General features: G+C 70.9%; 20 protein-coding genes and 1 riboswitch. Of the genes, 4 read left to right on the top strand and 16 right to left on the bottom strand.

From position 1 onward, the window contains the following. Positions 1 to 28: 28 nt before the first annotated feature. From TR48_RS42060 to TR48_RS19940, 5 genes are all read right to left on the bottom strand, one after another. Positions 29 to 157 (bottom strand): keywimysin-related RiPP, encoded by a 129-nt coding sequence (locus tag TR48_RS42060; protein WP_152628057.1) that lies wholly within the window; start codon positions 155 to 157, stop codon positions 29 to 31. A 177-nt stretch (positions 158 to 334) separates the two neighbouring features. Beyond that, positions 335 to 1,837: a putative bifunctional diguanylate cyclase/phosphodiesterase gene (locus TR48_RS19955; protein ID WP_084729572.1), complete on the bottom strand. Its 1,503-nt coding sequence runs from the start codon at positions 1,835 to 1,837 to the stop codon at positions 335 to 337. Positions 1,838 to 2,131: 294 nt separating this feature from the next. Continuing rightward, positions 2,132 to 4,324, bottom strand: coding sequence for an NAD-dependent DNA ligase LigA (ligA, locus tag TR48_RS19950; RefSeq protein WP_042369331.1), 2,193 nt, complete (start codon positions 4,322 to 4,324; stop codon positions 2,132 to 2,134). Continuing rightward, complete coding sequence (locus TR48_RS19945; RefSeq protein ID WP_268873586.1) at positions 4,321 to 5,325, bottom strand: methionine synthase; 1,005 nt, start codon at positions 5,323 to 5,325, stop codon at positions 4,321 to 4,323. Before TR48_RS19945 ends, ligA begins: the two co-directional genes overlap by 4 nt. Next, on the bottom strand, positions 5,322 to 6,011 hold the full coding sequence (locus TR48_RS19940) for an SDR family oxidoreductase (RefSeq protein WP_042369273.1): 690 nt from the start codon (positions 6,009 to 6,011) through the stop codon (positions 5,322 to 5,324). The genes TR48_RS19945 and TR48_RS19940 overlap by 4 nt, the downstream gene beginning before the upstream one ends. Positions 6,012 to 6,095: 84 nt before the next feature. Between TR48_RS19940 and TR48_RS19935 the strand changes: the two genes are divergently transcribed. After that, a complete protein-coding gene (locus TR48_RS19935; protein WP_052442803.1) occupies positions 6,096 to 7,952 on the top strand; it encodes an NAD-binding protein in 1,857 nt (618 codons plus the stop codon). Here the strand turns inward: TR48_RS19935 and TR48_RS19930 are convergent. The 3 genes from TR48_RS19930 to TR48_RS19920 form a co-directional block, all read right to left on the bottom strand. Next, positions 7,883 to 8,461: an LOG family protein gene (locus TR48_RS19930; RefSeq protein WP_042369271.1), complete on the bottom strand. Its 579-nt coding sequence runs from the start codon at positions 8,459 to 8,461 to the stop codon at positions 7,883 to 7,885. The two genes, TR48_RS19935 and TR48_RS19930, sit on opposite strands and share 70 nt — an antisense overlap. Positions 8,462 to 8,512: 51 nt before the next feature. Further along, the gene (gene mnmA, locus TR48_RS19925) at positions 8,513 to 9,679 is read right to left on the bottom strand and encodes a tRNA 2-thiouridine(34) synthase MnmA (RefSeq protein WP_042369269.1); all 1,167 of its coding nucleotides are present in this window, start codon (positions 9,677 to 9,679) and stop codon (positions 8,513 to 8,515) included. Positions 9,680 to 9,826: 147 nt separating this feature from the next. Then, complete coding sequence (locus tag TR48_RS19920; RefSeq protein ID WP_042369267.1) at positions 9,827 to 11,002, bottom strand: cysteine desulfurase family protein; 1,176 nt, start codon at positions 11,000 to 11,002, stop codon at positions 9,827 to 9,829. A 128-nt stretch (positions 11,003 to 11,130) separates the two neighbouring features. Here TR48_RS19920 and TR48_RS19915 point away from each other — a divergent pair, with 128 nt between their 5' ends. After that, positions 11,131 to 11,877 carry an IclR family transcriptional regulator gene (locus TR48_RS19915; protein WP_042369264.1) on the top strand — a complete coding sequence of 249 codons (747 nt, stop codon included), beginning with the start codon at positions 11,131 to 11,133 and terminating at the stop codon, positions 11,875 to 11,877. A 22-nt stretch (positions 11,878 to 11,899) separates the two neighbouring features. Here TR48_RS19915 and TR48_RS19910 read toward each other — a convergent pair whose 3' ends face one another. The 8 genes from TR48_RS19910 to TR48_RS19875 all read right to left on the bottom strand — a co-directional run bounded on the left by TR48_RS19910 (position 11,900) and on the right by TR48_RS19875 (position 21,270). Beyond that, positions 11,900 to 12,559 (bottom strand): trimeric intracellular cation channel family protein, encoded by a 660-nt coding sequence (locus TR48_RS19910; protein ID WP_042369262.1) that lies wholly within the window; start codon positions 12,557 to 12,559, stop codon positions 11,900 to 11,902. A gap of 59 nt (positions 12,560 to 12,618) precedes the next feature. Then, entirely contained in the window at positions 12,619 to 13,938 is a 1,320-nt protein-coding gene (locus TR48_RS19905) for an ABC transporter ATP-binding protein (RefSeq protein WP_042369260.1), read from the bottom strand. A 30-nt stretch (positions 13,939 to 13,968) separates the two neighbouring features. Beyond that, positions 13,969 to 15,027, bottom strand: coding sequence for an ABC transporter ATP-binding protein (locus TR48_RS19900; RefSeq protein WP_152628059.1), 1,059 nt, complete (start codon positions 15,025 to 15,027; stop codon positions 13,969 to 13,971). 44 nt (positions 15,028 to 15,071) lie between these two features. After that, the gene (locus tag TR48_RS19895; protein ID WP_042369257.1) at positions 15,072 to 16,073 is read right to left on the bottom strand and encodes an ABC transporter permease; all 1,002 of its coding nucleotides are present in this window, start codon (positions 16,071 to 16,073) and stop codon (positions 15,072 to 15,074) included. Positions 16,074 to 16,205: 132 nt separating this feature from the next. Beyond that, on the bottom strand, positions 16,206 to 17,972 hold the full coding sequence (locus TR48_RS19890) for an ABC transporter substrate-binding protein (protein ID WP_042369254.1): 1,767 nt from the start codon (positions 17,970 to 17,972) through the stop codon (positions 16,206 to 16,208). A 112-nt stretch (positions 17,973 to 18,084) separates the two neighbouring features. Next, a complete protein-coding gene (locus tag TR48_RS19885) occupies positions 18,085 to 19,071 on the bottom strand; it encodes an ABC transporter permease (protein WP_042369252.1) in 987 nt (328 codons plus the stop codon). A 566-nt stretch (positions 19,072 to 19,637) separates the two neighbouring features. Beyond that, positions 19,638 to 20,378 carry an enhanced serine sensitivity protein SseB C-terminal domain-containing protein gene (locus tag TR48_RS19880; protein ID WP_042369248.1) on the bottom strand — a complete coding sequence of 247 codons (741 nt, stop codon included), beginning with the start codon at positions 20,376 to 20,378 and terminating at the stop codon, positions 19,638 to 19,640. Positions 20,379 to 20,508: 130 nt separating this feature from the next. Then, a complete protein-coding gene (locus TR48_RS19875; protein WP_042369247.1) occupies positions 20,509 to 21,270 on the bottom strand; it encodes an enhanced serine sensitivity protein SseB C-terminal domain-containing protein in 762 nt (253 codons plus the stop codon). Between the two features lie 77 nt (positions 21,271 to 21,347). Then, a riboswitch (glycine riboswitch) is annotated at positions 21,348 to 21,456 on the top strand. Positions 21,457 to 21,603: 147 nt separating this feature from the next. Here TR48_RS19875 and gcvT point away from each other — a divergent pair. Together gcvT and gcvH are read left to right on the top strand one after the other, a co-directional pair. Beyond that, entirely contained in the window at positions 21,604 to 22,722 is a 1,119-nt protein-coding gene (gcvT, locus tag TR48_RS19870; protein WP_042369245.1) for a glycine cleavage system aminomethyltransferase GcvT, read from the top strand. Between the two features lie 142 nt (positions 22,723 to 22,864). After that, positions 22,865 to 23,242: a glycine cleavage system protein GcvH gene (gene gcvH, locus TR48_RS19865; protein ID WP_042369243.1), complete on the top strand. Its 378-nt coding sequence runs from the start codon at positions 22,865 to 22,867 to the stop codon at positions 23,240 to 23,242. Positions 23,243 to 23,254: the final 12 nt, after the last annotated feature.

Genomic DNA, 23,254 nt, shown 5'->3' with positions numbered 1-23,254 from the left:
GGCCCGCGGCGCGGATCACCTCGACGAATTACCAGTTCATGTTGAAGAACCAGTCCGGAACGGTGCCCCAGCCGCCGAGGGTGTCCTCATTGAACTCACCGACCTCGACAAGAGCCGGCGCCATGTACTCGTTCGACTGCTCGATGGTGTCAGCCATGGGAGCCTCCCAGATCCGAATCCGCCATTACGGGGCCCGGGAATTCCCGGGGCGCGGCCGAATCTAGCATGTACACGGTCAACGGTTAAGTGATCCAGGTCACGCAATTTTCAGCCACGGATTCAGGTCAATTTCCGGCCGCAATGTTTAGCCGAGCGGTGGCCGGATCCCGCCCGGTCAGCGCTGGTGCGGGGCGGTGACGCGGCCGCGCAGCCAGGCGGTGGCCTGGTCGGCGGGCATGGCCTTGGAGACCAGCCAGCCCTGGACCGCGTCGCAGCCCATGCCCTGAAGGCGCTTCCAGGTCTCGTCGTCCTCGACGCCCTCGGCGACGACGGTCAGCCCGAGCGAGTGCGCGAGCTGGACGCTGCAGCGCACCACGGCCGCGTCGTGGTCGTCGGCGACCATGCGGCTGACGAAGGAGCGGTCGATCTTCAGCTCACCGACCGGGAGCCGGCGCAGCCGGACCAGCGAGGAGTAGCCCGTGCCGAAGTCGTCCAGGGACATCCCCACGCCGTGGCCGCGCAGCTCCTCCAGCGTCTCGGCGGCCCGCTGGCCGTCCTCCAGCAGCAGCCGCTCGGTGATCTCCAGCTGCAGCGCCCCGGCCGGAACGCCGTGCCGCTCCAGCCGCCCGGCGACGCCGGCGGCGAAGCCGGGACGCATGACGTCCCGCGGCGAGATGTTGACCGCGACGGGCACCTCGATGCCCTCCGCGCGCCAGTGCGCCAGCTGGGAGACCGCGGCCTCCAGCACGTAGTCCGTCAGTTGCGGCATCAGGCCGCTGGATTCGGCGAGCCCGACGAACTCCTCCGGGCTCACCGGCCCGCGCCCGGCCCGCGACCAGCGCACCAACGCCTCGAGACCCACGACGCTGCCGTCGAAGGCGACCTTGGGCTGGTAGTGCACCTGCACCTCGCCCAGGTCCAGCGCGCGACGCAGCTCGCCCAGGAGCCCGAGCCGCAGGGGCGTGTCCTCCTCCTGGCCCGGCTGATAGAGCGTCACTCCGGCGCGGCTGCGCTGCGCGTGGGCCATCGCGATGTCGGCGCGGCGCAGCAGCGCCTCGGCGTCGGCCGCGTGGTCGGGCAGGACCGCGATGCCCGTACTGGACTCCAGGATCAGCTGCAGGCCGCCGAACTGGATCGGCGCGGCGACCTCCGCGGCGAAGGCGCGGGCGAGCCCGAGCAGCGCGGCGGTCTCCTCCGGCGGCTCGGGCACCAGCACGGCGAACTCGTCCCCGCCGAGTCGCGCCACCAGCGCGCCGGTGTCGAGGGCGAGGGACTGCAACCGCTGGGCGACCTGGACCAGCAGCCGGTCGCCGGCGAGATGTCCGAGCGTGTCGTTGAGAGAACGGAAGCGATCGAGGTCGATCAGGACGAGCGCGTGGCGGGCTCGCTCGGTAGCCGCCTGTACGGCGGCGAGGTGGAGCGCGGCCCGGTTCGGCAGGCCGGTGAGCTGGTCGGTCACCCCCTCGCGCACCCGCTGCCGCCCGAACCACCACGCGGCGAACAGCACGGCGATGGGCACGCCGAACAGCGGGAGCAGCAAGGGCTCGTGTCGCGCCACCACGTCGGCGAGCGGCACCAGGGGCGCCGCCCCGGCGAAACCCACGCCGAGGAAGACCGCCGTCCTGACGGCAAACCCGGCACGGTCAGGACCCAGCACTGACCGAGGCGTGCGCTCCATCGGTTTTCCTCTTGCTTCCCCGCTCGCCGGATGAGCCGCACAGGACGTACGGACCGACAGGATCGGGCTGCTTCCAGCCTAGGCCGACTGCCCCTGCGGAGAGTGGCAATCCACCAGGCTGTGACCGAGTGGTGTCCTCATCCGAGGAACGAATGAGCCGATTGTCCCCATATGACCGACATCAGCGTGAGCAAAGAAACGTGACAGACCGCCACGGACCGCACCCGTCGGGCGACCCCGCGTCACCTGACACAGGGTCACCCTGTGTCGTGACCGTGCCGCCCGAACGCTCCGCTACCCCTCGACCGGCAGCGCGGCGGCGCGGGCCGCCTCGGGGCCCTGCTCCAGCAGGACGGCGAAGCCGGCGTCGTCGAGGATGGCCAGCTTCAGCTGGACCGCCTTGTCGTACTTGGAGCCCGGGTTGTCGCCGACGACGACGAAGTCGGTCTTCTTCGAGACCGAACCCGTCACCTTCGCGCCGCGCGCCTGCAGCGCGTCCTTCGCGCCGTCCCGCGTGTGCTCGGCGAGGGTGCCCGTCACCACGACCGTGAGCCCCTCCAGCGGCCGCGGCCCGGAGTCCTCCTCGGACACCTCGTCGACGAACCGCACGCCTGCGGCACGCCACTTCTCGATGATCTCCCGGTGCCAGTCCTCGGCGAACCAGTCGACGACGGCTTTGGCGATGCCCGGGCCGACGCCCTCGACCGCTGCCAACTCCTCCTCGCTCGCGCCTGCGATGCGGTCGAGATCGCGGAACTCGCGCGCGAGCGCGACCGCCGCCACCGGCCCGACATGGCGGATCGAGAGGCCCGTCAGGATCCGGGAGAGCGGGCGCTGCTTGGCCGCCTCGAGGTTGTCCAGGAGGGCGGTGGCCGTCTTCTTCGGCTCGCCCTTGAGGTTGGCGAAGAAGGAGACGACCTTCTGCTCGCCCGTCTTCTCGTCGCGCTTGGGCAGGCCGGTGTCCTGGTCGCGGACGACGACCTTGATCGGCAACAGCTTCTCGATGGTGAGGTCGAAGAGATCGCCCTCGTTGAGGATCGGCGGCTCGGCCGGCTCCAGCGGCTGGGTCAGCGCCGTCGCGGCGACGTAGCCGAGCGCCTCGACGTCGAGGGACCTGCGGCCCGCCAGGTAGAAGATGCGTTCGCGCAACTGCGCCGGGCAGGAGCGGGCGTTGGGGCAGCGCAGGTCGATGTCGCCCTCGGACATCGGCCGGAGCTCGCTGCCGCACTCGGGGCAGACGCTCGGCATCACGAACTCGCGCTCGGAGCCGTCGCGGAGATCGACCACCGGGCCCAGCACCTCGGGGATGATCTCGCCCGCCTTGCGCAGCACCACGGTGTCGCCGATGAGGACGCCCTTGGCCTTGACCACGTCCTGGTTGTGGAGGGTGGCGTACTCGACCACCGAGCCCGCGACATGGACCGGCTCCATCACCGCGTACGGCGTGCACCGGCCGGTCCGGCCGACGTTGACGCGGATGTCGAGCAGCTTGGTGTTGACCTCCTCCGGCGGGTACTTCCAGGCGATGGCCCAGCGCGGGGCCCGGGAGGTGGAGCCGAGGCGGCCCTGCAGGGGGATCTCGTCGACCTTGACGACCACGCCGTCGATCTCGTGCTCGACGCTGTGGCGCTGCTCCCCGTAACGCGCGATGAAGGCCTTCACTCCGGCGAGGGAGTCGACGACCTCGTTGTGCTTGGCCGTCGGCAGGCCCCAGGCGTGCAGCAGCTCGTAGGCGTGGGATTGGCAGTCGATGTCGAAGCCGCGTCGCGCCCCGATGCCGTGGACGATCATGTGGAGCGGGCGCCGCGCGGTGACGGCCGGGTCCTTCTGGCGCAGCGAGCCCGAGGCGGAGTTGCGCGGGTTGGCGTAGGGGGCCTCGCCGGCCGCGACGCGCGCCGCGTTGAGCTCCTCGAAGGCCTCGATCGGGAAGTAGACCTCGCCGCGGATCTCGACGAGCTCCGGGACGTGATGCCCCTGGTCCCCGCGGAGGGTGTGGGGGATCTCCTGGATCGTGCGGATGTTGGCGGTGATGTCCTCACCCGTCCGGCCGTCGCCACGGGTGGCGGCGCGGACCAGGCGGCCGTTCTCGTAGGTGAGATTGACCGCCAGGCCGTCGATCTTCAGCTCGCACAGGTAGTGGAACCTCTGCCCGGCCAGCTCCTTCTCCACCCGGTCGGCCCAGGTGTCGAGCTCCTGGTCGGTGAAGGCGTTGTCCAGGCTGAGCAGCCGCTCCAAGTGCTCGACCTCGGTGAACTCCGTCGAGTACGTGCCGCCGACCTTCTGGGTCGGCGAGTCGGGGGTGCGCAGCTCGGGGTGGCGCTCCTCGATCGCCTCCAGCTCGTGCATGAGCCGGTCGAACTCGGAGTCGCTGACGGTGGGCGCGCTCTTCACGTAGTAGGCGAACCGATGGTCCTCGATCTCCTGCGCGAGCTGCGCGTGCCGGACGCGGTCGTCCAACGCCACTGCAACTACCCCCTTTGCACCTATTCGGGATTGTCGGCCAGGCTCTGCGCCGCGATGACGCTGTGTGACAGCGCCGTGCGCGCGTAGGCCGGGGACGCCCCCGCCAGGCCGCAGGTGGGGGTGACCACGACGGAGCGCGGCAGCAGCGCGGGGGCCAGGCCCAGACGCCGCCACAACGTCCTCACACCGCTGACCCTACCGGCCGGGTCTGACAATTTCCGGTCCGTGGCGGGCACGACACCGAGCAGGAAGACGGTGCCGCTCTCGGCCCCCTCGCCGATCGCGTCGTCGTCACGCTCCGTCAGCAGGGATGCGTCCAGCGACACCGCCGAGGCGCCCGCGCGGCGCAGCAGCGGGATCGGGACGGAGGGGGCGCAGCTGTGGACGATCACCGGCACGTCGACGCCGTCGATCACGCCGCGCAGGATCTCCTCGCCCACGCCGCGGTCCACCGCGCGCAGCCGTTGCCAGCCACTGGCCGTCTTCACCTGGCCGGCGAGGACCGCCGGGAGGGACGGCTCGTCGAGCTGGAGCAGCAGCTCGGCGCCCGGGATGCGGCGACGCACCTCGGCCAGGTGGAGCCGCAGGCCCTCCGTCAGGGAGGCGGAGACGTCGCGGACCGCGCCCGGGTCGGCGAGGGCCTTCTCGCCGCGCGGGAGCTCCACCGACGCGGACAGCGTCCACGGGCCGACGGCCTGGATCTTGAGCGGGCCGGTGTAGTCCTGGGTGAACTCCTCCAGCGCGTCGAGATCCTCGCCGAGCCAGGAGTGGGCGCGGCGGGTGTCGCGCCCGGGGTGGTCGCCGAAGCGCCAGCCGGAGGGCTCGACGCGGGCGTAGAGCTCGACCAGCAGGCCCAGAGTGCGGCCGATCATGTCCGCGCCGGGGCCGCGCGCGGGCAGCTCGGGGAGGTGCGGGAGCGCCTCCAGCGAGCCGGTGACGGTCTTGGCCGCCTCGCGGGCGTCCGTGCCGGGCATGGAGCCGACACCCGTCGCGGCCGGGCCGGTCAGCGTGGGGAACGTGCTCACCGGCCCGGCCGCACTGTCACGTCGGTGATCTCCGCGTCCCGCGGCAGGTCGATCGCGGTCAGCACGGCCTTGGCCACCGACTCGGGCGCGATCCACGCCTCCTCGTCGTACTCCCGGCCCTCCTGCGCGTGCACCTTGGCCTGCATCGGGGTGGCGGTGCGGCCGGGGTAGACGGTGGTGACGCGCACGCCGCTGCCGTGCTCCTCCTCCCGCAGCGTGTCCGCGAGCGCCTTGAGGCCGAACTTCGACGCCGCGTAGACGCCCCACTCGGCGTTGGCCCGCAGGCCCGCACCGGAGTTGACGAAGACGACGTGGCCCTTGGAGACCCGGAGCGTGGGCAGGAAGAGGCGGGTCAGCTCGGCGGGGGCGAGCAGGTTGACGGCCAGGGTCTCCTGCCAGACCTTCGGCGTCATGTCGCCGAGCGCACCGAGCTCGACGACTCCGGCGACGTGCAGCAGCGAGTCGATCCGGTCCGGCTGCGGCTGGTGGCTGAGCGCCCAGCTCAGCCGCTCCGGCTGGGCCAGGTCCCCGACCAGCGTGCGCGCGCCGGGGAAGCGGTCGCGCAGCTCCGCCGCGCGGCGCGCGTCCCGGGCGAGCAGCCACAGCTCCTCGCCTCGCTCGTCGAGCTTCGCGGCGACGGCCGCGCCGATGCCGGAGCCGGCTCCGGTGATCACATGGGTTCCCATGGGTTCATCGTTCCACGCCCCGGGCCCCGCTCCGTGCGCCACCATGGTGATCATCAGGGCTGGTGCGGGCGAGGGGCGGAGACGGTGCCGGACGAGACGCGGCGACACGAGACCGGGACGGACGACGCGACGCGGGGCGAGGAGGTCCGCGGACACATGGTCGTGGTGGGCAACGACGCGCTGACCCAACGCCTCGCCGGGGACCTGGCGGGGCTCTACCAGGAGCGCGTGGTCGTCGTCGTGCCCGAACCGAAGCAGGAACACGGGCCGCAACTGCTGGAACTGCACCAGGAGTCGGGCCCGATCAGCGTGATCGCCGGACGCCGGCCCGACGAGGCGACGCTGCGCCAGGCGGGCGTCGCCGACGCCGACGCGCTCGCGATCGTGCTCGACGACGACCAGGCCGTCACCGCCGCCGCGCTGACCGCGCGCAGCATCAACCCGCAGGTGCGGCTGGCGCTGCGGGTCCACAGCGGCGCGCTCGGCAAACGGCTGCGACGGCTGCTGGACCGCCCGGACGCGCCCACCACCGTGTCCTCCGCCTCGGAGACGGCCGCGCCGGCACTGGTCTCCTCCGCCCTGCCGCACCAGGAGCAGGTGATCGCGGTCAGCAACGGCACCTGCACCGTCGTCTCCAGGGACCTCCCCGCCGGTGCGCAGAAGCTGCCGCCGGGCCCGGACATCCCCATAGCGGTGCTGACCGAGGCCGAGGGCGTGCTGCTGCCCGACCCGGAGACCTGGCGGCCTCCGTCGGACGAGCAGGTCACCGTCGTCCGGCTGCGCCACCACCAGGAGACGACGACCCCGAAGGGGCCGCCCGCGTGGTCGCGGATGATGGCGGTCATGCGCGCCTTCGTCTCGCGCAAGCTGCAGGTGGCCGCGGCCGCGCTGTCTGCGGTGGTGGCCCTGCTGACCGTGCTGACCTGGCAGTTGACCGGCACCGACCTGGGGCGGTCGCTCTACCTGGTGCTGCTGGACCTCTCCTCGGCGGGCAACCCGGCCTTCGGCCAGCCGGTGGCCCGTCAGGTGCTGCAGATCGTCACCATGTTCACCGGGATGCTGATCCTCGGCCTGGTCGCCGCCATCGTGCTGGACAGCGTCGGCGCGGTCCGACCGGCCGACGGCACCCGGCGCGTGCGGCGGACCCTGAACAACCACATCCTGCTGATCGGGATCGGCAGCGCGGGCACGGCGGTCGTCTCCCGGCTGGTGGACATGCGACGGCAGGTGGTCGTCGTCGAGCGCAATCCGGGCGCCCGCAACCTCGCTGCCGTGCGGGCGCGCGGTGTGCCGGTCGTCCTCGGCGAGTTCACCAGCGACTCGGTGTGGCAGGCCGCGCGCGGCGACCGGGCCTCGGCGGTGATGGCGCTGACCAACAACGACAGCGCCAACCTGCAGGCGGTCCTCTTCGCCCGGGAGCACCGCCCGGACGTGCCGGTCGTGCTGCGGCTCTTCGACGAGGGCTTCGCCCGGACCGTCTACAAGGCGCTGCGCGAGGCGCATCCCCAGTCGCGCACCCGCAGCCGCAGCGTCTCCTACCTGGCCGCGCCCGCGTTCGCCGCGGCGATGATGGGCCGCAGGGTGCTGGCCGCGATCCCCGCGCGCCGGGAGATCCTGCTGCTCGCCGAGGTGACCGTGGCCGAGGGCGACGCGCTGGCCGAACGGACCGTCACCGAGGCGTTCGAGCCCGGCGACTGGCGGGTCGTCGCGCTGCGCCCCGCCGGGCGCGGACAGCACTTCGACTGGAGCCCGGAGGCCGCCCACCGGCTGGGGGCGGAGGACCGGGTCGTCGTGGTGGCCACCCGCGCCGGACTGGGCCGACTGCTACGTCGCGCGGACGCGCCGACGACCGCACGACCGGAGCTCCCGGCTCAGACGGATGCGACGGGCGACCCGTCACAGGCGTCGTCCGCCGCCCCCTCCGCGGCCTCCTCGGCGTAGCGCAGGGCGGTCTCTCCGTCGGGGGCGAAGCGCACCAGCTCGTCCAGCGGGCGGGGCAGGAAGCCCTCCTGGTCCATCCGCCGCAGCTGGGTGCGCATGCCGTCGTAGAAGCCCTCGGTGTCGAGCAACACCACCGGCTTGTCGTGCAGGCCGTGCTTCTTGAGCTCCAGCACCTCGGTCACCTCGTCGAGCGTGCCGAGGCCGCCGACCAGCACGACCAGCGCGTCGGCGCGCTGCAGCAGCTGCGCCTTGCGCTCCGCCAGGTTCGCGGTGGTGACCAGCTCGTCGGCACCGGAGTACGCCTTGTGCGCCAGCATCTCGACGGAGATGCCGACCAGCTTCGCGCCCGCGTCCTTCGCCTCGTCGGCGACGATGCCCATCAGGCCGGCGAACGAGCCGCCCCAGACGAGCGTGTGACCGCGCTCGCCCAACGCGCGGGCGAACGCGCGCGCGGGCGCGGTGTAGCGCTCCTCCAGGGCGTTGGCGGAGCAGAAGACCGTGATGTTCATGCGGGTTCCCCCAGAGTGCGGTGTGACTCGAAGACGCGGAGAGTCGAGAACTCAGAGCTGTGCGGCGGCGCTCTCCGCGGCCCGCTCGGTGGTGGCGATGGTCGCCGAACCGAGGACGCGGGTGCCGTCGTACAGGACCACGGCCTGTCCCGGCGCGATGCCCCGCAGCGGCTGGTCCAGGACGACGCGCAGGCCGCCGTCCTCGGCCACCTCCGCGGTGACCGGCACCTGCTCGCCGTGTGCGCGGATCTGCGCGAGGTAGCGCCCCGTCCCGTACGGCGGCTCGGCGCCGCACCAGCGCGGCTTCACGCCCGTCAGCGCGCTGATCTCCAGCGCCTCGGCCGGGCCGACGGTGACGCGGTTGTCGACCGGCGAGATGTCCAGCACGTAGCGCGGCTTGCCGTCCGCCGCCGGACGGCCGATGCGCAGGCCCTTGCGCTGTCCGATGGTGAAGCCGTAGGCCCCGCTGTGCTCGCCGACCACGGCGCCGTCGACGTCCACGATCTCGCCGGGGGCGGTGCCGAGGCGCTGCGCCAGGAAGCCCTGGGTGTCGCCGTCGGCGATGAAGCAGATGTCGTGGCTGTCCGGCTTCTTCGCCACCGCGAGGCCCCGGCGCTCGGCCTCGACGCGGACCTGGTCCTTGGTGGTGTCCCCCAGCGGGAACATGGCGTGCGCGAGCTGGGGCGCGGTGAGGACGCCGAGCACGTAGGACTGGTCCTTGGCGGGGTCGACGGCGCGGTGCAGCTCACGGCCCCGCTCGGAGTGGTCGACGATCCGGGCGTAGTGCCCCGTGCAGACGGCGTCGAAGCCGAGGGCGATCGCCTTGTCCAGCAGCGCGGCGAACTTGATCTTCTCGTTGCAGCGCAGGCACGGGTTGGGCGTCCGCCCGGCCGCGTACTCGGCGACGAAGTCGTCGATCACGTCCTCGCGGAAGCGCTCGGCGAGATCCCAGACGTAGAAGGGGATGCCCAGCACGTCGGCGGCGCGGCGGGCGTCACGCGAGTCCTCCAGCGTGCAGCAGCCGCGGGCCCCGGTGCGGAAGCTCTGCGGGTTGCTCGCCAGTGCGAGGTGCACGCCGGTGACCTCGTGCCCCTGTTCCACGGCCCGCGCGGCGGCGACGGCGGAGTCGACCCCGCCGGACATCGCCGCGAGCACGCGCAGCTTTCCGCCCGGCAGGGCGGAGGAATCGGGAGCGGGGGCGCCGGGGAAGTCAGACATAGTGCTTACAGGGTACGGGGGCGGGGGCCATGCACCTCCAGGGGCGCGGGGAACTGCGCGACACGCCACTGATGATCGGTCGGCCCTCATCGAGCAGGGCCGTCCGCACAGGAGTCGTTGCTCGCGCAGTTCCCCGCCCCCGGGGGGTTACCTCGTGCCGGCCAGACGGGCGCGTTCGACCACCGGGCCGATGGCCTCCGCGAGGGCCTTCACGTCCGACTCCGTCGAGGTGTGGCCCAGGGAGAACCGCAGGGACGCGCGGGCCAGCGCGGCTTCCGCGCCCATCGCCAGCAGGACGTGGCTGGGCTGGGGGACGCCCGCCGAGCACGCGGAGCCGGTGGAGCACTCGATGCCACGGGCATCGAGCAGCATCAGCAGGGCGTCGCCCTCGCAGCCCGGGAAGGAGAAGTGCGCGTTGGCCGCCAGGCGGCCGACGCCGTCCGGTGCGGGGTCGCCGTTGAGGATCGCGTCCGGGACCGCCGCGAGAACCTCGCGAACCAGGGCGTCGCGCAGCGCGCCGACCTCGGCGACGAAGCGTGGCTGCCGTTCCGCGGCGACCTCCGCGGCCGCGGCGAAGCCCGCCGTCGCGGGGACGTCGAGCGTGCCGCTGCGGACGTCGCGCTCCTGGCCGCCGCCGTGCAGCAGCGGGACCGGGGACGCGTTGCGCGCCAGGACGAGCGCGCCGACGCCGTAGGGGCCGCCGACCTTGTGGCCGGTGACCGTCATCGCCGCGAGGCCCGACTCCTCGAAGGAGAGCGGCAGCTGACCGAAGGCCTGGACCGCGTCGGCGTGCATGGGCACGCCGAACTCGCGCGCGACCGCCGCGAGTTCGCGGACGGGCTGGACGGTGCCGACCTCGTTGTTGGCCCACATGACGGTGACCAGCGCGACGTCGTCCGGATCGGCGGCGATCGCCGCCCGCAGCACCTCGGGGTGCACCCGGCCGAGCGCGTCGACCGGTAGCCAGTCGACGCGCGCGCCCTCGTGCTGCTCGAGCCACAGCACCGCGTCCAGGACGGCGTGGTGCTCGACGGGGCTGCACAGGATGCGGCGGCGGGCCGGGTCCGCGTCGCGGCGGGACCAGTACAGGCCCTTGACGGCGAGGTTGTCGGACTCGGTGCCCCCGGCGGTGAAGACGATCTCGCTGGGACGGGCGCCGAGCACCGCGGCCAGCGTCTCGCGGGACTCCTCCACGACCCGGCGCGCGCGGCGCCCGGCGGCGTGCAGGGACGAGGCGTTGCCGGTGCGACCGAGCTGCGCGGTCATCGCCTGGACCGCCTCGGGCAGCATCGGTGTCGTGGCGGCGTGATCGAGATATGGCATGGCCAACCAAGTCTATGGCCCGTCGCCCCGCCGCCTGCCCGAAGCTCCATATTCCGAATGCGCATCATCCATTGCAGCCCGCGCAACGGCTTCCTAGGATCCCGCGCAGAGGTAGGTAAGGGGAACAGATGTCGCAGTCGGTCGACAGGGCGCTGACCGTGCTCGCCTCGCTCGCGGACGGGCCGACCTCGCTGGAGCAGGCGGCGGCCCGGATCGGGGTGCACAAGTCCACGGCGCTGCGCCTGCTGCGCACGCTGGAGGAGCACGGCTTCGTGCACCGCCAGGCGGACTTCCGCTACCGCCTGGGCGGCGGCCTGTTCTCGCTGGCGCAGACCGCGCTGGAGAGCATCGACGTGCGCGCGGTGGCGGCGCCGCACCTGGCCGCGCTGCACGCGGCCTGCGGGCACACCCTCCACCTCGCGGTCTACGAGGACGGCGAGGCGACGTACGTCGACAAGCTGGAGAGCCGCTATCCGGTGCGGATCCACTCGCGGATCGGCAAGCGCGCCCCGCTGACCGCGACGGCGGTCGGCAAGGTGCTGCTCGCAGGGCTCCCCGAGGCCCGCCGGATCGAGCTCGCGCAGCGCCTGGAGTACCCGGCCTACACCCCGCGCTCGCTGCGCACACCCGAGGCGCTGCTGGCGGAGTTGGAGACGGTGCGCCGCCAGGGCTGGGGGATGGACCGCAGTGAGCACGAGGAGAACGTCAACTGCATCGCGGTGCCGATCCGCGGCATCGACGGTCGCGTGATCGCGGCCTGCTCCGTCTCGACCCCGGCCGTGGTGGCCCCGCTGAGCGCGCTGCGCCGCCTGGTGCCGGACCTGATCGCCACCGCCGACGCGATATCGGGCGAGTACGGCGGCCGGAGCTCCTGAGGGCCTCGAGCGGGGGCAGGTCCTACGCCTCGCCGGTGTTGGAACTGCCGCGGTGCCAGGCGCGCGGGGCGCGCCACTCGTACCGTATGGCCAGCATCCGGGTGCCGAACGCGAACAGCGCGGACGCACTGCCGGTGACGGCGCCCAGCGAGTCGGTGGAGATCAGCAGGGCCGTCAGCGCGCTGCCGACGATGGCCGGCACGGCGTACAGGGAACGGTCCCAACGCAGCAGGGACGGCGTCTCGTTGGCGAGCACGTCGCGGATGACGCCGCCCCCGGCGGCGGTGATGGTGCCGAGGGCGATGGAGGCCACCACGCCGAGGCCGTAGTCGTGGGCCTTGGCGGTCCCGGTGACGCAGAACAGCCCGAGGCCGAGCGCGTCCAGGGTCTGCACCGTCCGGTTGATCCGCGCTACCTCGGGGTGCAGGAAGAAGACGACGACCGTCGCCACCAGCGGCGTGACGAAGTAGCCGGTGTCGGTGAAGGCGGCGGGTGGAATGGCGCCGATGATCAGGTCGCGGATGACTTCCCCGCCCAGCGCCGTCACCTCGGCCAGCACCGCGATGCCGAAGACGTCGAAGTTCTTACGCACCGCCATCAGGCCGCCGGAGAGTGCGAAGACGAAGATGCCGGAGAGGTCGAGCACCTGCTCGACGTCGGGCGAGAAAAGCTGCGAGGTCACCCCGCATTTCTACATCGAAACGCGGGATGACCTCGTGACGGGGGCTTTCGGCCCTCGGCTCAGCTCTCCTTGTCGGCCTTCTCGTCGGCCTTCGCCGGGGCGCTCTCCTCGGCGGCGGCCTCAGCGGCCTCGTCGGCGGACTCCTCGGCAACGGCCTCGTCGGCGACCTCGGCGGCCTCCGTGGCCTCAGCGACCTCAGCGGCCGCGGCGGACTCCTCGGCGGCGTCGGCGGCCTCGGCGACCTCGGCGGCCGGAGCCTCCTCGGTCACGGACTTCGCCACCGCGTCGCTCGCCGCCTGCGAGACGGTGATCGTCTCGGTCACGACGGCCGAGGACGGCGCGTTCTCCGGGAAGTGGCAGGCCACCTGGTGGCCGGTCTTCAGCGCCACCAGCGGCGGCTCGACCTCGGCGCACTTGTCCGTCGCCTTCCAGCAGCGGGTGCGGAAGTGGCAGCCGGAGGGCGGGTTGACCGGGGAGGGCACGTCGCCGGTGAGCAGGATGCGGCTGCTCTCGCCCTTGCGGGACGGGTCCGGCACCGGCACCGCGGACATCAGCGCGTTGGTGTACGGGTGCATCGGCGTCGCGTACAGCGAGTCCCGGTCCGCGATCTCGACGATCTTGCCCAGGTACATCACCGCGACGCGGTCGGACACGTGGCGCACCACGGACAGGTCGTGGGCGATCACCACGTAGGTGAGGCCCAGCTCCTGCTGGAGGTCGTCCAGCAGGTTGACGACCTGTGCCTGGATCGACACGTCCAGGGCCGAGACCGGCTCGTCCGCGACGATCATCTTCGGCCGCAGCGCGAGCGCGCGGGCGATGCCGATGCGCTGGCGCTGACCGCCGGAGAACTCGTGCGGGTAGCGGTTGTAGTGCTCCGGGTTGAGACCACAGGTCTGCAGCAGGTCCTGGACCGCGGCCTTGATGCCGTTCTCGGTCTTGATGCCCTGCAGGCGGAACGGCGCCCCGACGATCGTGCCGACCGTGTGCCTCGGGTTCAGCGAGGAGTACGGGTCCTGGAAGATCATCTGGATGTCGCGCCGGAGCGGGCGCATCTTGGACGTGTTGAGGTGGGTGATGTCCACCCCCTCGAACGTGACCTTGCCGGAGGTGGGCTCCAGCAGACGCGTGATCAGTCGACCCATGGTCGACTTGCCGCAGCCGGACTCACCGACGACGCCCAGGGTCTCGCCCTGGCGGACGTCGAAGGTCAGGCCGTCGACCGCCTGCACGGCGCCGACCTGACGCTGCAGCAGGCCCCTCTTGATCGGGAAGTGCTTGACCAGGTCGGTCACCTGGAGCAGCGCCTGGCCCTCCGAGGCGGCCGGCGCCTTGGGCGCCGGGACGGTCGCGGTCGCCGTCGAGCTCTCTTCACTCATTGTCTCTTCGTCTCCTCGACTTGCTACCGGCTAGAGCCGGGGAGCGATCTCCTGGGTGAAGATCTGCTGACGGACCTCCAGGGGCATGTGACAGGCCGCCAGGTGGTTCTCGCCCACGCTGGTGAGCAGCGGCGTCTCGGTGGTGGACTTGCCCTCGGTCCGGTCCACGTACGGGCAACGCGGGTGGAAGGCGCAGCCGGTCGGCAGGTTGATCAGCGACGGCGGGTTGCCCTTGACCGGGACGAGACGGTCCTGCAGCTCGCGGTCGATGCGGGGCATCGAACCGAGCAGACCCCAGGTGTAGGGGTGCTCAGGCTCGCTGAAGATCTTGTCCGCCGGCCCCTTCTCCACGCACTTGCCGCCGTACATCACCAGGATGTCGTCGGCCAGCTCGGCGACCACGCCGAGGTCGTGCGTGATGATGATGACCGAGGAGCCGAACTCCTTCTGCAGGTCCCGGATCAGGTCCAGGATCTGCGCCTGCACCGTCACGTCGAGCGCGGTGGTCGGCTCGTCCGCGATGAGCAGCGACGGGTCGTTGGCCAGCGCCATGGCGATCATGGCGCGCTGGCGCATACCGCCGGAGAACTCGTGCGGGTGCTGGTCCACGCGCTTGTCGGGCTGCGGGATGCCGACCCGGTCCAGCAGCTGGATCGCGTGGTCGCGGGCGGCCTTCTTGGAGACCTGCGGGTTGTGCTGCCGGTGGCCCTCGATGATCTGCTGACCCACCGTGTAGTACGGGTGCATCGCGGTCAGCGGGTCCTGGAAGATCATCGCCATCTTCTGGCCGCGGAGCTTGCGCACCTCGTCCGGGGTGGCGCCGATGAGCTCCTGGCCGTCCAGCCAGATCTCACCGCTGATCTGCGGGCCGCGCTTCTTGCCGACGTTGCGGTGCAGACCCATGATCGACAGCGAGGTCACCGACTTGCCGGAACCGGACTCGCCCACGATGCCGAGGGTCTTGCCGCGCTCCAGGTCGAAGCTCAGACCGTCCACGGACTTGACGACGCCGTCGTCCGTCGGGAAGTGGCAGCGCAGGTTGCGGACCGACAGGAAGGAGGTCGGCGCGCCGGCGGCGGAGGCCGACATCTCGACGACGGCCTCGGACTTCGCGGAGTCGGACTTGGGAGTGGTCATGCGAGCCTCACTCGGGGGTCGACGGCCGCGTAGAGGAGGTCCACGATCAGGTTGGCCATCACGATGAAGAAGGCGGCGAACAGCGTCACGCCCATGATCATCGGCAGGTCGTTCTTCTGGATGCCCTGCAGCGCCGCGTTGCCGAGGCCGTGCAGGTTGAAAACGGTCTCGGTGAGGACGGCCCCACCGATCAGGCCGCCGAGGTCCATACCGAAGACGGTGAGGATCGGCGTCATGGTCGACCGCATGGCGTGCTTGCCGATGACGATGCGCTCGGGCAGACCCTTGGCGCGGGCGGTGCGGATGTAGTCCTCGCCGAGGACGTCCAGCATGGTCGCGCGGGTCAGTCGGGCGTACGTGGCGGCATAGAGGAAAGCCAGGGTGATCCACGGAAGGATCAGGTTCTGCGCCCAGCCCACCGGATCCTGTGTCAGCGGTACGTAGCTCGGGTCCGGTAGCCAGTTCAGCGTGTAACAGAACAGGTAGATCGAGAGGAGGCCGGTGAAGTAGATCGGCAGCGAGACACCGGCCAGCGCGGTCACCATGGTGACGCGGTCGCCGATGGACCGTTTGCGGAGCGCGGAGAGCGCACCGGTGCCCACGCCGAGGATCAGCCAGAGAATGGAGGCTCCGGCCGCCAGCGAGGCGGTGATGGGCAGGTCACTGGTCAGGTCGCCCCAGACCGGGTCCTCGTTCTGGACCGAGAGGCCCAGGCAGGGGGCCGGGCAGTGCTCGACGCCCGTTCCGGTCGGGTAGTCCCGGCCGACCACGATCCCCTTGAGGTACAAGCCGTACTGCTCGTAGAGCGGCTTGTCCAGGCCGAGCTTGACGCGCAGTCCCTCGACCGCCGCCGGGGTCGCGTTCTTCCCGACATAGAGGTAGACGGGGTCGGTGCCGGTGAGCTTCGGCACCATGAAGAAGATGCCAAAGGTGATCATGGAGACCACCAGCAGCATGACGACCACGTTCACGAGTCGTCGGACGATGTACAGGAGCACTGCGCTCGGCTGGCCGGGGGCGGCCGCCTCTCCCTGTAGGGAGCGGCGACCGCCCACAACCCGCCTTCACCTGCCCTTCGGTCTAGCTGTGCTTACAGGTGAGACGTCGGTTCTGCTGACGTCGGGGGGACGTCACTTACCGTCGGAGGTGCCCAGGGCCGCAAAGTCGATCATGCCCAGCGCCTGCAGGAAGACGACGTTGGTCAGACGGGGGTTGCGGTAGTTGAGCGCCTGGTCGTAGACCACCGGCACGTAGAGCGCCTGGTCCATGACCATGTGGTTGATCTGGGTGTAGTCAGCCGCGGCGGCCTTCGGGTCGGTCTCGGCGGCAGCCTTGTCGATCAGCGAGTTGATCTGCGGGTCGTTGATCTCGGAGAGGTTGTTGTTACCGTCCGCGAGGATCTGACGACCGTCGACCAGCATGCTCAGGAAGCCGGAGGCGGTCGGGTAGTCCGCGCCCCAGCCGAAGACCATCAGGCCGTAGCCCTTCTTGTGCACCACGGAGGGGGCGCCGATGACCGAGGAGGACTGCGCACCGTCGTACTGGTCGATGGTGAGGTTGATGCCCACGGCCTTCAGCGAGGCCTGCAGCGCCTCAGCGGTCTTGACCTCCTTCGGCTTGTTGTTACGAGCCGCGATGGTCGTGCTGAAGCCGTTCGGCTGACCGCAGAGCGCCAGCTCCTGCTTCGCCTTGTCGACCTGAGCCTTGCCCGCCGCCAGGTTGTACGGGTCGTAGCTGTCGTGACCCAGGATGTTCGGCGGGAGCATGTTGGTGGCGATCGCACCGGCGGTCGGGCCACCACGGGCCGTCTGCAGGTCGGTCGGGTTCGCCGCGTACTCCACGGCCTTGCGGCAGTGGACGTTGTTGAACGGGGCGACCTTGGTGTCCATGGCGATGTAGCGGATGAAGCCGTTGGGGGCGTCGTCCGTGTTCGCCTTCAGCTGCGGGTTGGTCAGGATCTTGGCCTGAGCCGCAGTCTGGACACCGACCTGGCCGATGTCGAGGTCCGCCGTGCCGGCCAGCAGGCGGCTGTCCAGGTCGTCGGCGTTGGTGGTGATGGTGACGTCGATCGCGTCCGGCAGCGCCTTGCGGATCGGGTCCGTCGACGGGTCCCAGTTGGGGTTCCGGACGAACTTGATCGCCTGGTTCGGCGTGTACGACTGGATCATGTACGGGCCGGTCGCCAGCGGGGCCTTCTGGTAGTTGGCACCGGTGTCCTTGGCGGCCTCGACCGGGGTGGAGGCGCCCATGGCCAGGTAGTACTCGAAGTCCGAGTTCGGCGAGGCCAGGTTGAACACGATGGTCTGCGGGTCCGGCGTCTGGACCGACTTCAGACCCATCTTGTTCGGGTCGGTGTCCTTGTACGGGCCGGGGTACTTCTGGCCCTGGTCAAGGATCTGCTGGAGGTAGACCGGACCACCGGGCAGCACGTCCTGAGCGAAGTCACGCTCGATGCCGTACTTCACGTCCTTGGACGTGAGCGGGGCGCCGTCGCTGAACTTCAGGCCGGTGCGCAGCTTGAAGGTGTAGGTCTTGCCACCGTTGCTGATGGTCGGCATCGCCGAGGCCAGGTCGGGGGAGAGCTGCAGGCCCGCGGTGCCCGGCTGCGACGGGTAGGTCAGCAGGGTGCGCGCGTACAGGCGCTGCAGGTCCCACGCGAAGGCGTAGTAGGCGCGGGTCGGGTCCAGCGAGTCGACGTCCTGGTTGGCCCAGAACTGAAGCGTGCCGCCCTTCTTGGCGGACGGGTTCACGATGCTGGTGACAGCGGCATTGAAGCTGGACTTGCCTGCAGCGTCGCTGCTGGAGCCAGTGCCCTTGGACCCGCCGCACGCGGACGCCGTCAGGGCGACAGCCCCGACCACGGCCACGGCCGCGAGGGCCCTGTTGCGGATAATCACTTGGTGTCAACCTCCATAAGATTCCGGGGCTGTGGGAGCCAGCCCCGGGCCGGATGGACGAGCCGCTGCCCTCCACCGGAGTCCTTTGTCCGGGCCGCGCGGGCCCGGTGGTCTAGTTGCCCTTCGGGTCGAGCGCGTCGCGCAGCCCGTCGCCGAAGAGGTTGAAGCTCAGCACGGTGATGAAGATCGCCAGACCCGGGATGACCATGTACATCGGGTCGATGGTGAAGTAGGTGACCGCGTCCGAGAGCATCTGGCCCCAGGAGGGCGTCGGCGGCCGAACGCCCACGCCGAGGAAGCTCAGGGCGGCCTCGTTCAGGATGTTCGTGGGGATCATGAGCGTCGTGTAGACCAGGATCGGCGCGATCAGGTTCGGCAGCAGCTCCTTGATCAGGATGTAGATCCGGCCGGCGCCCAGGCTCCGTGCGGCCTCCACGAACTCGCGCTCACGCATGGAGAGGGTCTGGCCGCGGACGATGCGCCCGATGTACGGCCAGCCGAAGAAGCCGATGACGAAGATGAGCACGAAGATGCGCGGCGAGCTGCCGGAAAAGCCGAAGACCTTGTCGGGCATGACCGACACCAGCGCGATGGAGAACAGCAGCTGGGGGAAGGCCAGCAGGACGTCCATGGTGCGGCTGATGGCCGCGTCGACCCAGCCGCCGAGGAAGCCCGCGGCCATGCCGAGGAGCACGCCGAAGGCGACGGCGAGCATCGCCGCGCCGAAGGCGACGATCAGCGAGATCTGCGCGCCGTAGACGACGCGGCTGAAGATGTCGTGGCCGAAGACCGGGTCGACACCGAGCAGGAAGTGGCTGCTGATTCCGCCCAACGCACCCTTGGGGGTACCGAGGTTGGGGTCCAGCTGGTCGGTGTGGAGCTCGTCGGTCGGGTGGCCGAACAGCGAGGTCAGCACGGGTGCCAGGATGGCCACGAGGATCAGCAGCAGGACCACCAGCCCTCCGCCGAGGGCGACCTTGTCCTTCTTCAGACGGTCCCAGGCGATGCGCCCTGGCGACCTTCCGGTGATCTTTGCGGGAGCCTGGTCAGCTGGAACTTCCAGTGTCGCGGTCCCGGAGTCGTGGAGTGGCGCAGTCATATGGAGAAGACCCCCAAGCCGGTGGTGACCGGCACACGGTGCCCGGCCGACCCGCCAGGACACGCTCCGGGTAGAAGAGCGTTCAGGACGCGGTCGCAGTTCACTAGTGGTGCCAAGTGCTGTGCGGAAAGCTGAAGTGCTTCGGTGCGGTGGTGCGTTGCTGCGTTGGGCTGCGGTGCTGCTGTGGTGGTGCGGTGCTGCCTGACACGCGGTCATGTGGTGCATGGGTGGAAATGGTGAGACTCCGCATGCGGGAGCCGCCGAAGACCCTCTCGGTGCGGGTGTGACCGAGGAATCCGTCGGCGACGAGGCCGGACCGACCCCTGGCCGCCGCGGCTTGTTGCAGAACTCTTCATCAACCCCGCGCCGCCGGGAAAGACCCGTCGGGCAATGGTTTCCTAACCGTGACCTGCGCCGATGCAAAGCCGCAACCTGCGAATACGCCGATTCACGGAGGTCGGGGCGGCTCGGCGGGCGCCCAAGGGGCGTCGGGAACAACGCGCGTAGAAAGAATCTTCGCAGGTCAGGGCCTCAGATGACACCACTGAGGGAAGTGTCAGGACATGTCAGCCGCGTTCGTAGAACGGGGGCACCCGCAGCGTCATCCACGCCGCAACTTGGTCATAAGGGTCGGCCAGCGCGACCGTCGAGATCGGAAGCCCCTGCGGTGCATACGGCAATGCCTGCCGCATCATTCGGTGGATTGACGCAACGGACGAATCGGACGAATCGGCAATATCCAGGCCAATAGCGATGTAAGGCTCACCGCACGACGGTTCCACCCAAGCCCTGCGCAACGACGACACAACCGGCGTTTCGCTTGCGGCAACCAGGAGTTGCCGGAAGAACTCGGCCGTCGCCACCGGGCTCCCCACCGCCTCGGGGACGGCCGGAGGCCGTGAGTCCACCGTCGACAGCACGAGCGGCCCGGCCGGCAGCCGGTCGAGTCCGCCCGCGATCCGCCGCAGATCCGCCCAGGGAATGCCGATGCCGCCACCGCTCTGATGCGGGTTCAGCCACAGTCCCCAGCGCTCCCGGTACAGGGCGGCGGCCACCTCGGACCCCGAGATCACCTGGTGGTGCCGCGTCCACCCGGAGGTGGCGAGCTCCTCCGCGGAGGTGACGCAGGGCGCGTACCCGTAGCCGTCGACCTCGAGGCTGCCGTACTGGGCGTCGGAGCCCCCGGGGGCGCCGTGCCACAGCAGCATCCACAGCTGGGAGCCGGCGACCGCGTGCAGCAGCGTCTCGTACTGCTCGTACTGGTCGCCACGACCGGGCACGAGCTCCCGCAGCGCGCTCTCGATCATTCTCAGTTCGCCCCCTCGACGTTCCCCGGCATGTCGAGCCTAGTGAGGTGGAGGACGGGAGAACCACCCGTCTCGTACTCGGTCGGAGCTGAGTAATAGACGCAGCCCCGACGCACGCCCCCGCGCGCCCTCACCGGGCGAAGAAGGGCGCCACCGTGGTCAGCATCCAGCGCGCCGTCTGATCCTCGGCGACGGCGTCCAGGAGGACGAGGGAGACCTCGCACGGCAGCGGGACCGAGCCGAGCGCGCGGCCCAGGGCCAGGCCGACGGCCTGGTGGTCCTCCGGCTCGTAGCGGGCGAGCTGGACGCCCACGAACAGCTTGACCGGGTCGCCCTCCACCTGCACGAACGCCCGACGGGCCGTCAGCACGACCTGCAGGGCGGCCAGTTCGCCCGCCGCCGCGGCCAGGTACTCGTAGGGCTCCTCGTGCGGCTCGGGCTCCCAGGCGGTCAGGCGCACGCCCTCCTCGGCGGGGTCGCCGCACAGGTCGGGGACGCCGGCCGCCGGTACGGGCAGGCCGACCGCACCCTCCGGATTGACCGCGATGCCCACCCCCTGCGGCAGGCCGCGGGCCAGCTCCTTGACGGGGGCGACGGCGTAGGACATCTCCGGGCCCGCGACCGCGCGCAGCTGCGTCTCCGAGCTGAAGACGGGCACGAACGGCTGGCCGGCCAGTTCCGTCGTGGGCAGGTCGAGGGTGACTCCGTCACGGGTCGGGCCGCCCGGCATCGGCACCCAGACGTGGCTGCGGCCGAGCACCTCCATCACCCGCGGCGTCGCGCCCGGATCGCCGACGGAGGCGGCAAGGGCCAGCTCGAGCTCGTTCTCGGGCCAGACCCCCGGCTGGAGCCCCTGCCCGCCCTGCTGCGGAACGCCCCCGTACTCCTGCATGCTCTCTCCTCCACCTGTTCGCCACAGCTGCGGCGTCATGCCATGATGAGCCCGTCCACAATCGCATAGAGGCCGATCGAACCCGCGCGGGAGAGCTCGGCGACACCTCGTTTCGCGAGATGTGCGCCGGCGCCGAAGGAGCAAGCCCTCCCCCGAATCTCTCAGGCACCACACCGCACGGGCGAGGCAGTTCTGGAAAGCGACCAGCCGTCCGAGCTGGTCCACCCACGGTGCAAGCCGCAGCATGCGGCGAAGCTCTCAGGTTGCAGCGACAGACGGGGAGGGGCCCTGCAAGCCCCGCCGCAGCATGCCCTGATTGCTAGGAGATCACCGATGTCTCTCCGCCTGACCGCGCTGGACGCCGTCCACCGCGACCTCGGCGCCACCATGACCGACTTCGCCGGCTGGGACATGCCGCTGCGCTACGGCAGCGAGCGCGAGGAGCACAACGCCGTCCGCACCAAGGCCGGCCTGTTCGACCTCTCCCACATGGGCGAGATCACCGTCTCCGGCCCGCAGGCCGGCGAGATGCTGGACCACGCGCTGGTCGGCTTCGTCTCCGCACTGGCGGTGAACAAGGCTCGCTACACCATGATCTGCGCCGCCGACGGCGGCATCCTGGACGACCTGATCGTCTACCGCACCGGCGAGGACACCTTCATGGTCGTCGCCAACGCGTCCAACGCGCAGCTGGTCCTCGACGAGCTCACCGCGCGCGTCGACGGCTTCGACGCCACCGTCCGCGACGACCGCGACGCCTACGCGCTGATCGCCGTCCAGGGCCCCGACTCCCCCGCGATCCTCGGCTCCCTCACCGACGCCGACCTGCCGGGCCTGAAGTACTACACCTCCCTGCCCGCCACCGTCGCCGGCCGCCCGGCGCTGCTCGCGCGGACGGGTTACACCGGCGAGGACGGCTTCGAGCTGTTCGTCGCCCCCGGCGACGCCGTGGCCCTGTGGCAGGCGCTGACCGAGGCGGGCTCCTCCTACGGCCTGATCCCCTGCGGTCTCTCCTGCCGCGACACCCTGCGCCTGGAGGCCGGGATGCCGCTGTACGGGCACGAGCTGAACACCTCGCTCACCCCCTTCGACGCCGGGCTGGGCCGCGTGGTCCGCTTCGACAAGACCACCAACGGCGGCGAGTTCGTCGGCCGCGCCGCGCTGGAGAAGGCCGCCGAGCAGGCAGCCGCCAACCCTCCCCGCGTCCTGGTCGGCCTGGTCTCCCCCGGCCGCCGCGTGCCGCGCGCCGAGATGAACGTCGTGGACGCCGAGGGCACCGTGATCGGCTCGATCACCTCCGGCGCGCCCTCCCCCACGCTGGGCAAGCCGATCGCCATCGCCTACGTCGACGCCTCCCACGCCACGCCCGGCGCGCAGGTCGCCGTGGACGTGCGCGGGACGCACGAGCCGGTCGAGGTCGTCGCCCTGCCGTTCTACAAGCGCGCGCGCTGATACTGGCGCTCCAGCCAGCCGTCGCACAGCGGCCGAAGGTGAGCGCGTCCGTCGGACAGCGGGCACCCCACCTCGCCACACTTGCCCAGGGGTCCTCGACCCCCGTTTCGCCGTACCCACACCTCTCCGGGAGAATCGCGTCATGAGCAACCCCCAGCACCTCACGTACAGCAAGGAGCACGAGTGGCTGACGGCCACCGAGGACGGCGTGGCGACCGTGGGCATCACCGCCTTCGCCGCCGACGCTCTCGGTGACGTCGTCTACGTGGACCTGCCCGAGGTCGGCCGCACCATCGCCGCCGGCGAGACCGTGGGCGAGTTGGAGTCGACCAAGTCCGTGAGCGACCTCTACACCCCTGCCTCCGGCGAGGTCGTCGAGGTCAACCAGGCCGTCATCGACGACCCGGCGCTGGTCAACTCCGCTCCCTTCGAGGGCGGGTGGCTGTTCAAGCTCCGACTGGAGGGCGAGCCCGAGGGCCTGCTCTCCGCCGACGAGTACACCGCCCACACCGGCGGCTGACGACCGACCTCC

Origin of the sequence: Streptacidiphilus neutrinimicus (assembly GCF_000787815.1) — a bacterium.
Lineage (GTDB): Bacteria > Actinomycetota > Actinomycetes > Streptomycetales > Streptomycetaceae > Streptacidiphilus > Streptacidiphilus neutrinimicus.
Note: the sequence above shows the minus strand (reverse complement) of the source record. Positions and strands in the feature narration are given on the sequence as shown.

Excerpts from the sequence above, each read along its gene's own strand:
- TR48_RS19940 (WP_042369273.1), bottom strand. The coding sequence starts at position 6,011 with ATGGGAACCCATGTGATCACCGGAGCCGGCTCCGGCATCGGCGCGGCC.
- TR48_RS19900 (WP_152628059.1), bottom strand. The coding sequence starts at position 15,027 with ATGTCGGCCTCCGCCGCCGGCGCGCCGACCTCCTTCCTGTCGGTCCGC.
- TR48_RS19915 (WP_042369264.1), top strand. The coding sequence starts at position 11,131 with ATGTCGCAGTCGGTCGACAGGGCGCTGACCGTGCTCGCCTCGCTCGCG.
- TR48_RS19875 (WP_042369247.1), bottom strand. The coding sequence starts at position 21,270 with ATGCAGGAGTACGGGGGCGTTCCGCAGCAGGGCGGGCAGGGGCTCCAG.
- TR48_RS19885 (WP_042369252.1), bottom strand. The coding sequence starts at position 19,071 with ATGACTGCGCCACTCCACGACTCCGGGACCGCGACACTGGAAGTTCCA.
- mnmA (WP_042369269.1), bottom strand. The coding sequence starts at position 9,679 with ATGTCTGACTTCCCCGGCGCCCCCGCTCCCGATTCCTCCGCCCTGCCG.
- gcvH (WP_042369243.1), top strand. The coding sequence starts at position 22,865 with ATGAGCAACCCCCAGCACCTCACGTACAGCAAGGAGCACGAGTGGCTG.
- TR48_RS42060 (WP_152628057.1), bottom strand. The coding sequence starts at position 157 with ATGGCTGACACCATCGAGCAGTCGAACGAGTACATGGCGCCGGCTCTT.
- TR48_RS19955 (WP_084729572.1), bottom strand. The coding sequence starts at position 1,837 with ATGGAGCGCACGCCTCGGTCAGTGCTGGGTCCTGACCGTGCCGGGTTT.
- TR48_RS19920 (WP_042369267.1), bottom strand. The coding sequence starts at position 11,002 with ATGCCATATCTCGATCACGCCGCCACGACACCGATGCTGCCCGAGGCG.
- TR48_RS19930 (WP_042369271.1), bottom strand. The coding sequence starts at position 8,461 with ATGAACATCACGGTCTTCTGCTCCGCCAACGCCCTGGAGGAGCGCTAC.
- gcvT (WP_042369245.1), top strand. The coding sequence starts at position 21,604 with ATGTCTCTCCGCCTGACCGCGCTGGACGCCGTCCACCGCGACCTCGGC.
- TR48_RS19880 (WP_042369248.1), bottom strand. The coding sequence starts at position 20,378 with ATGATCGAGAGCGCGCTGCGGGAGCTCGTGCCCGGTCGTGGCGACCAG.
- TR48_RS19905 (WP_042369260.1), bottom strand. The coding sequence starts at position 13,938 with ATGAGTGAAGAGAGCTCGACGGCGACCGCGACCGTCCCGGCGCCCAAG.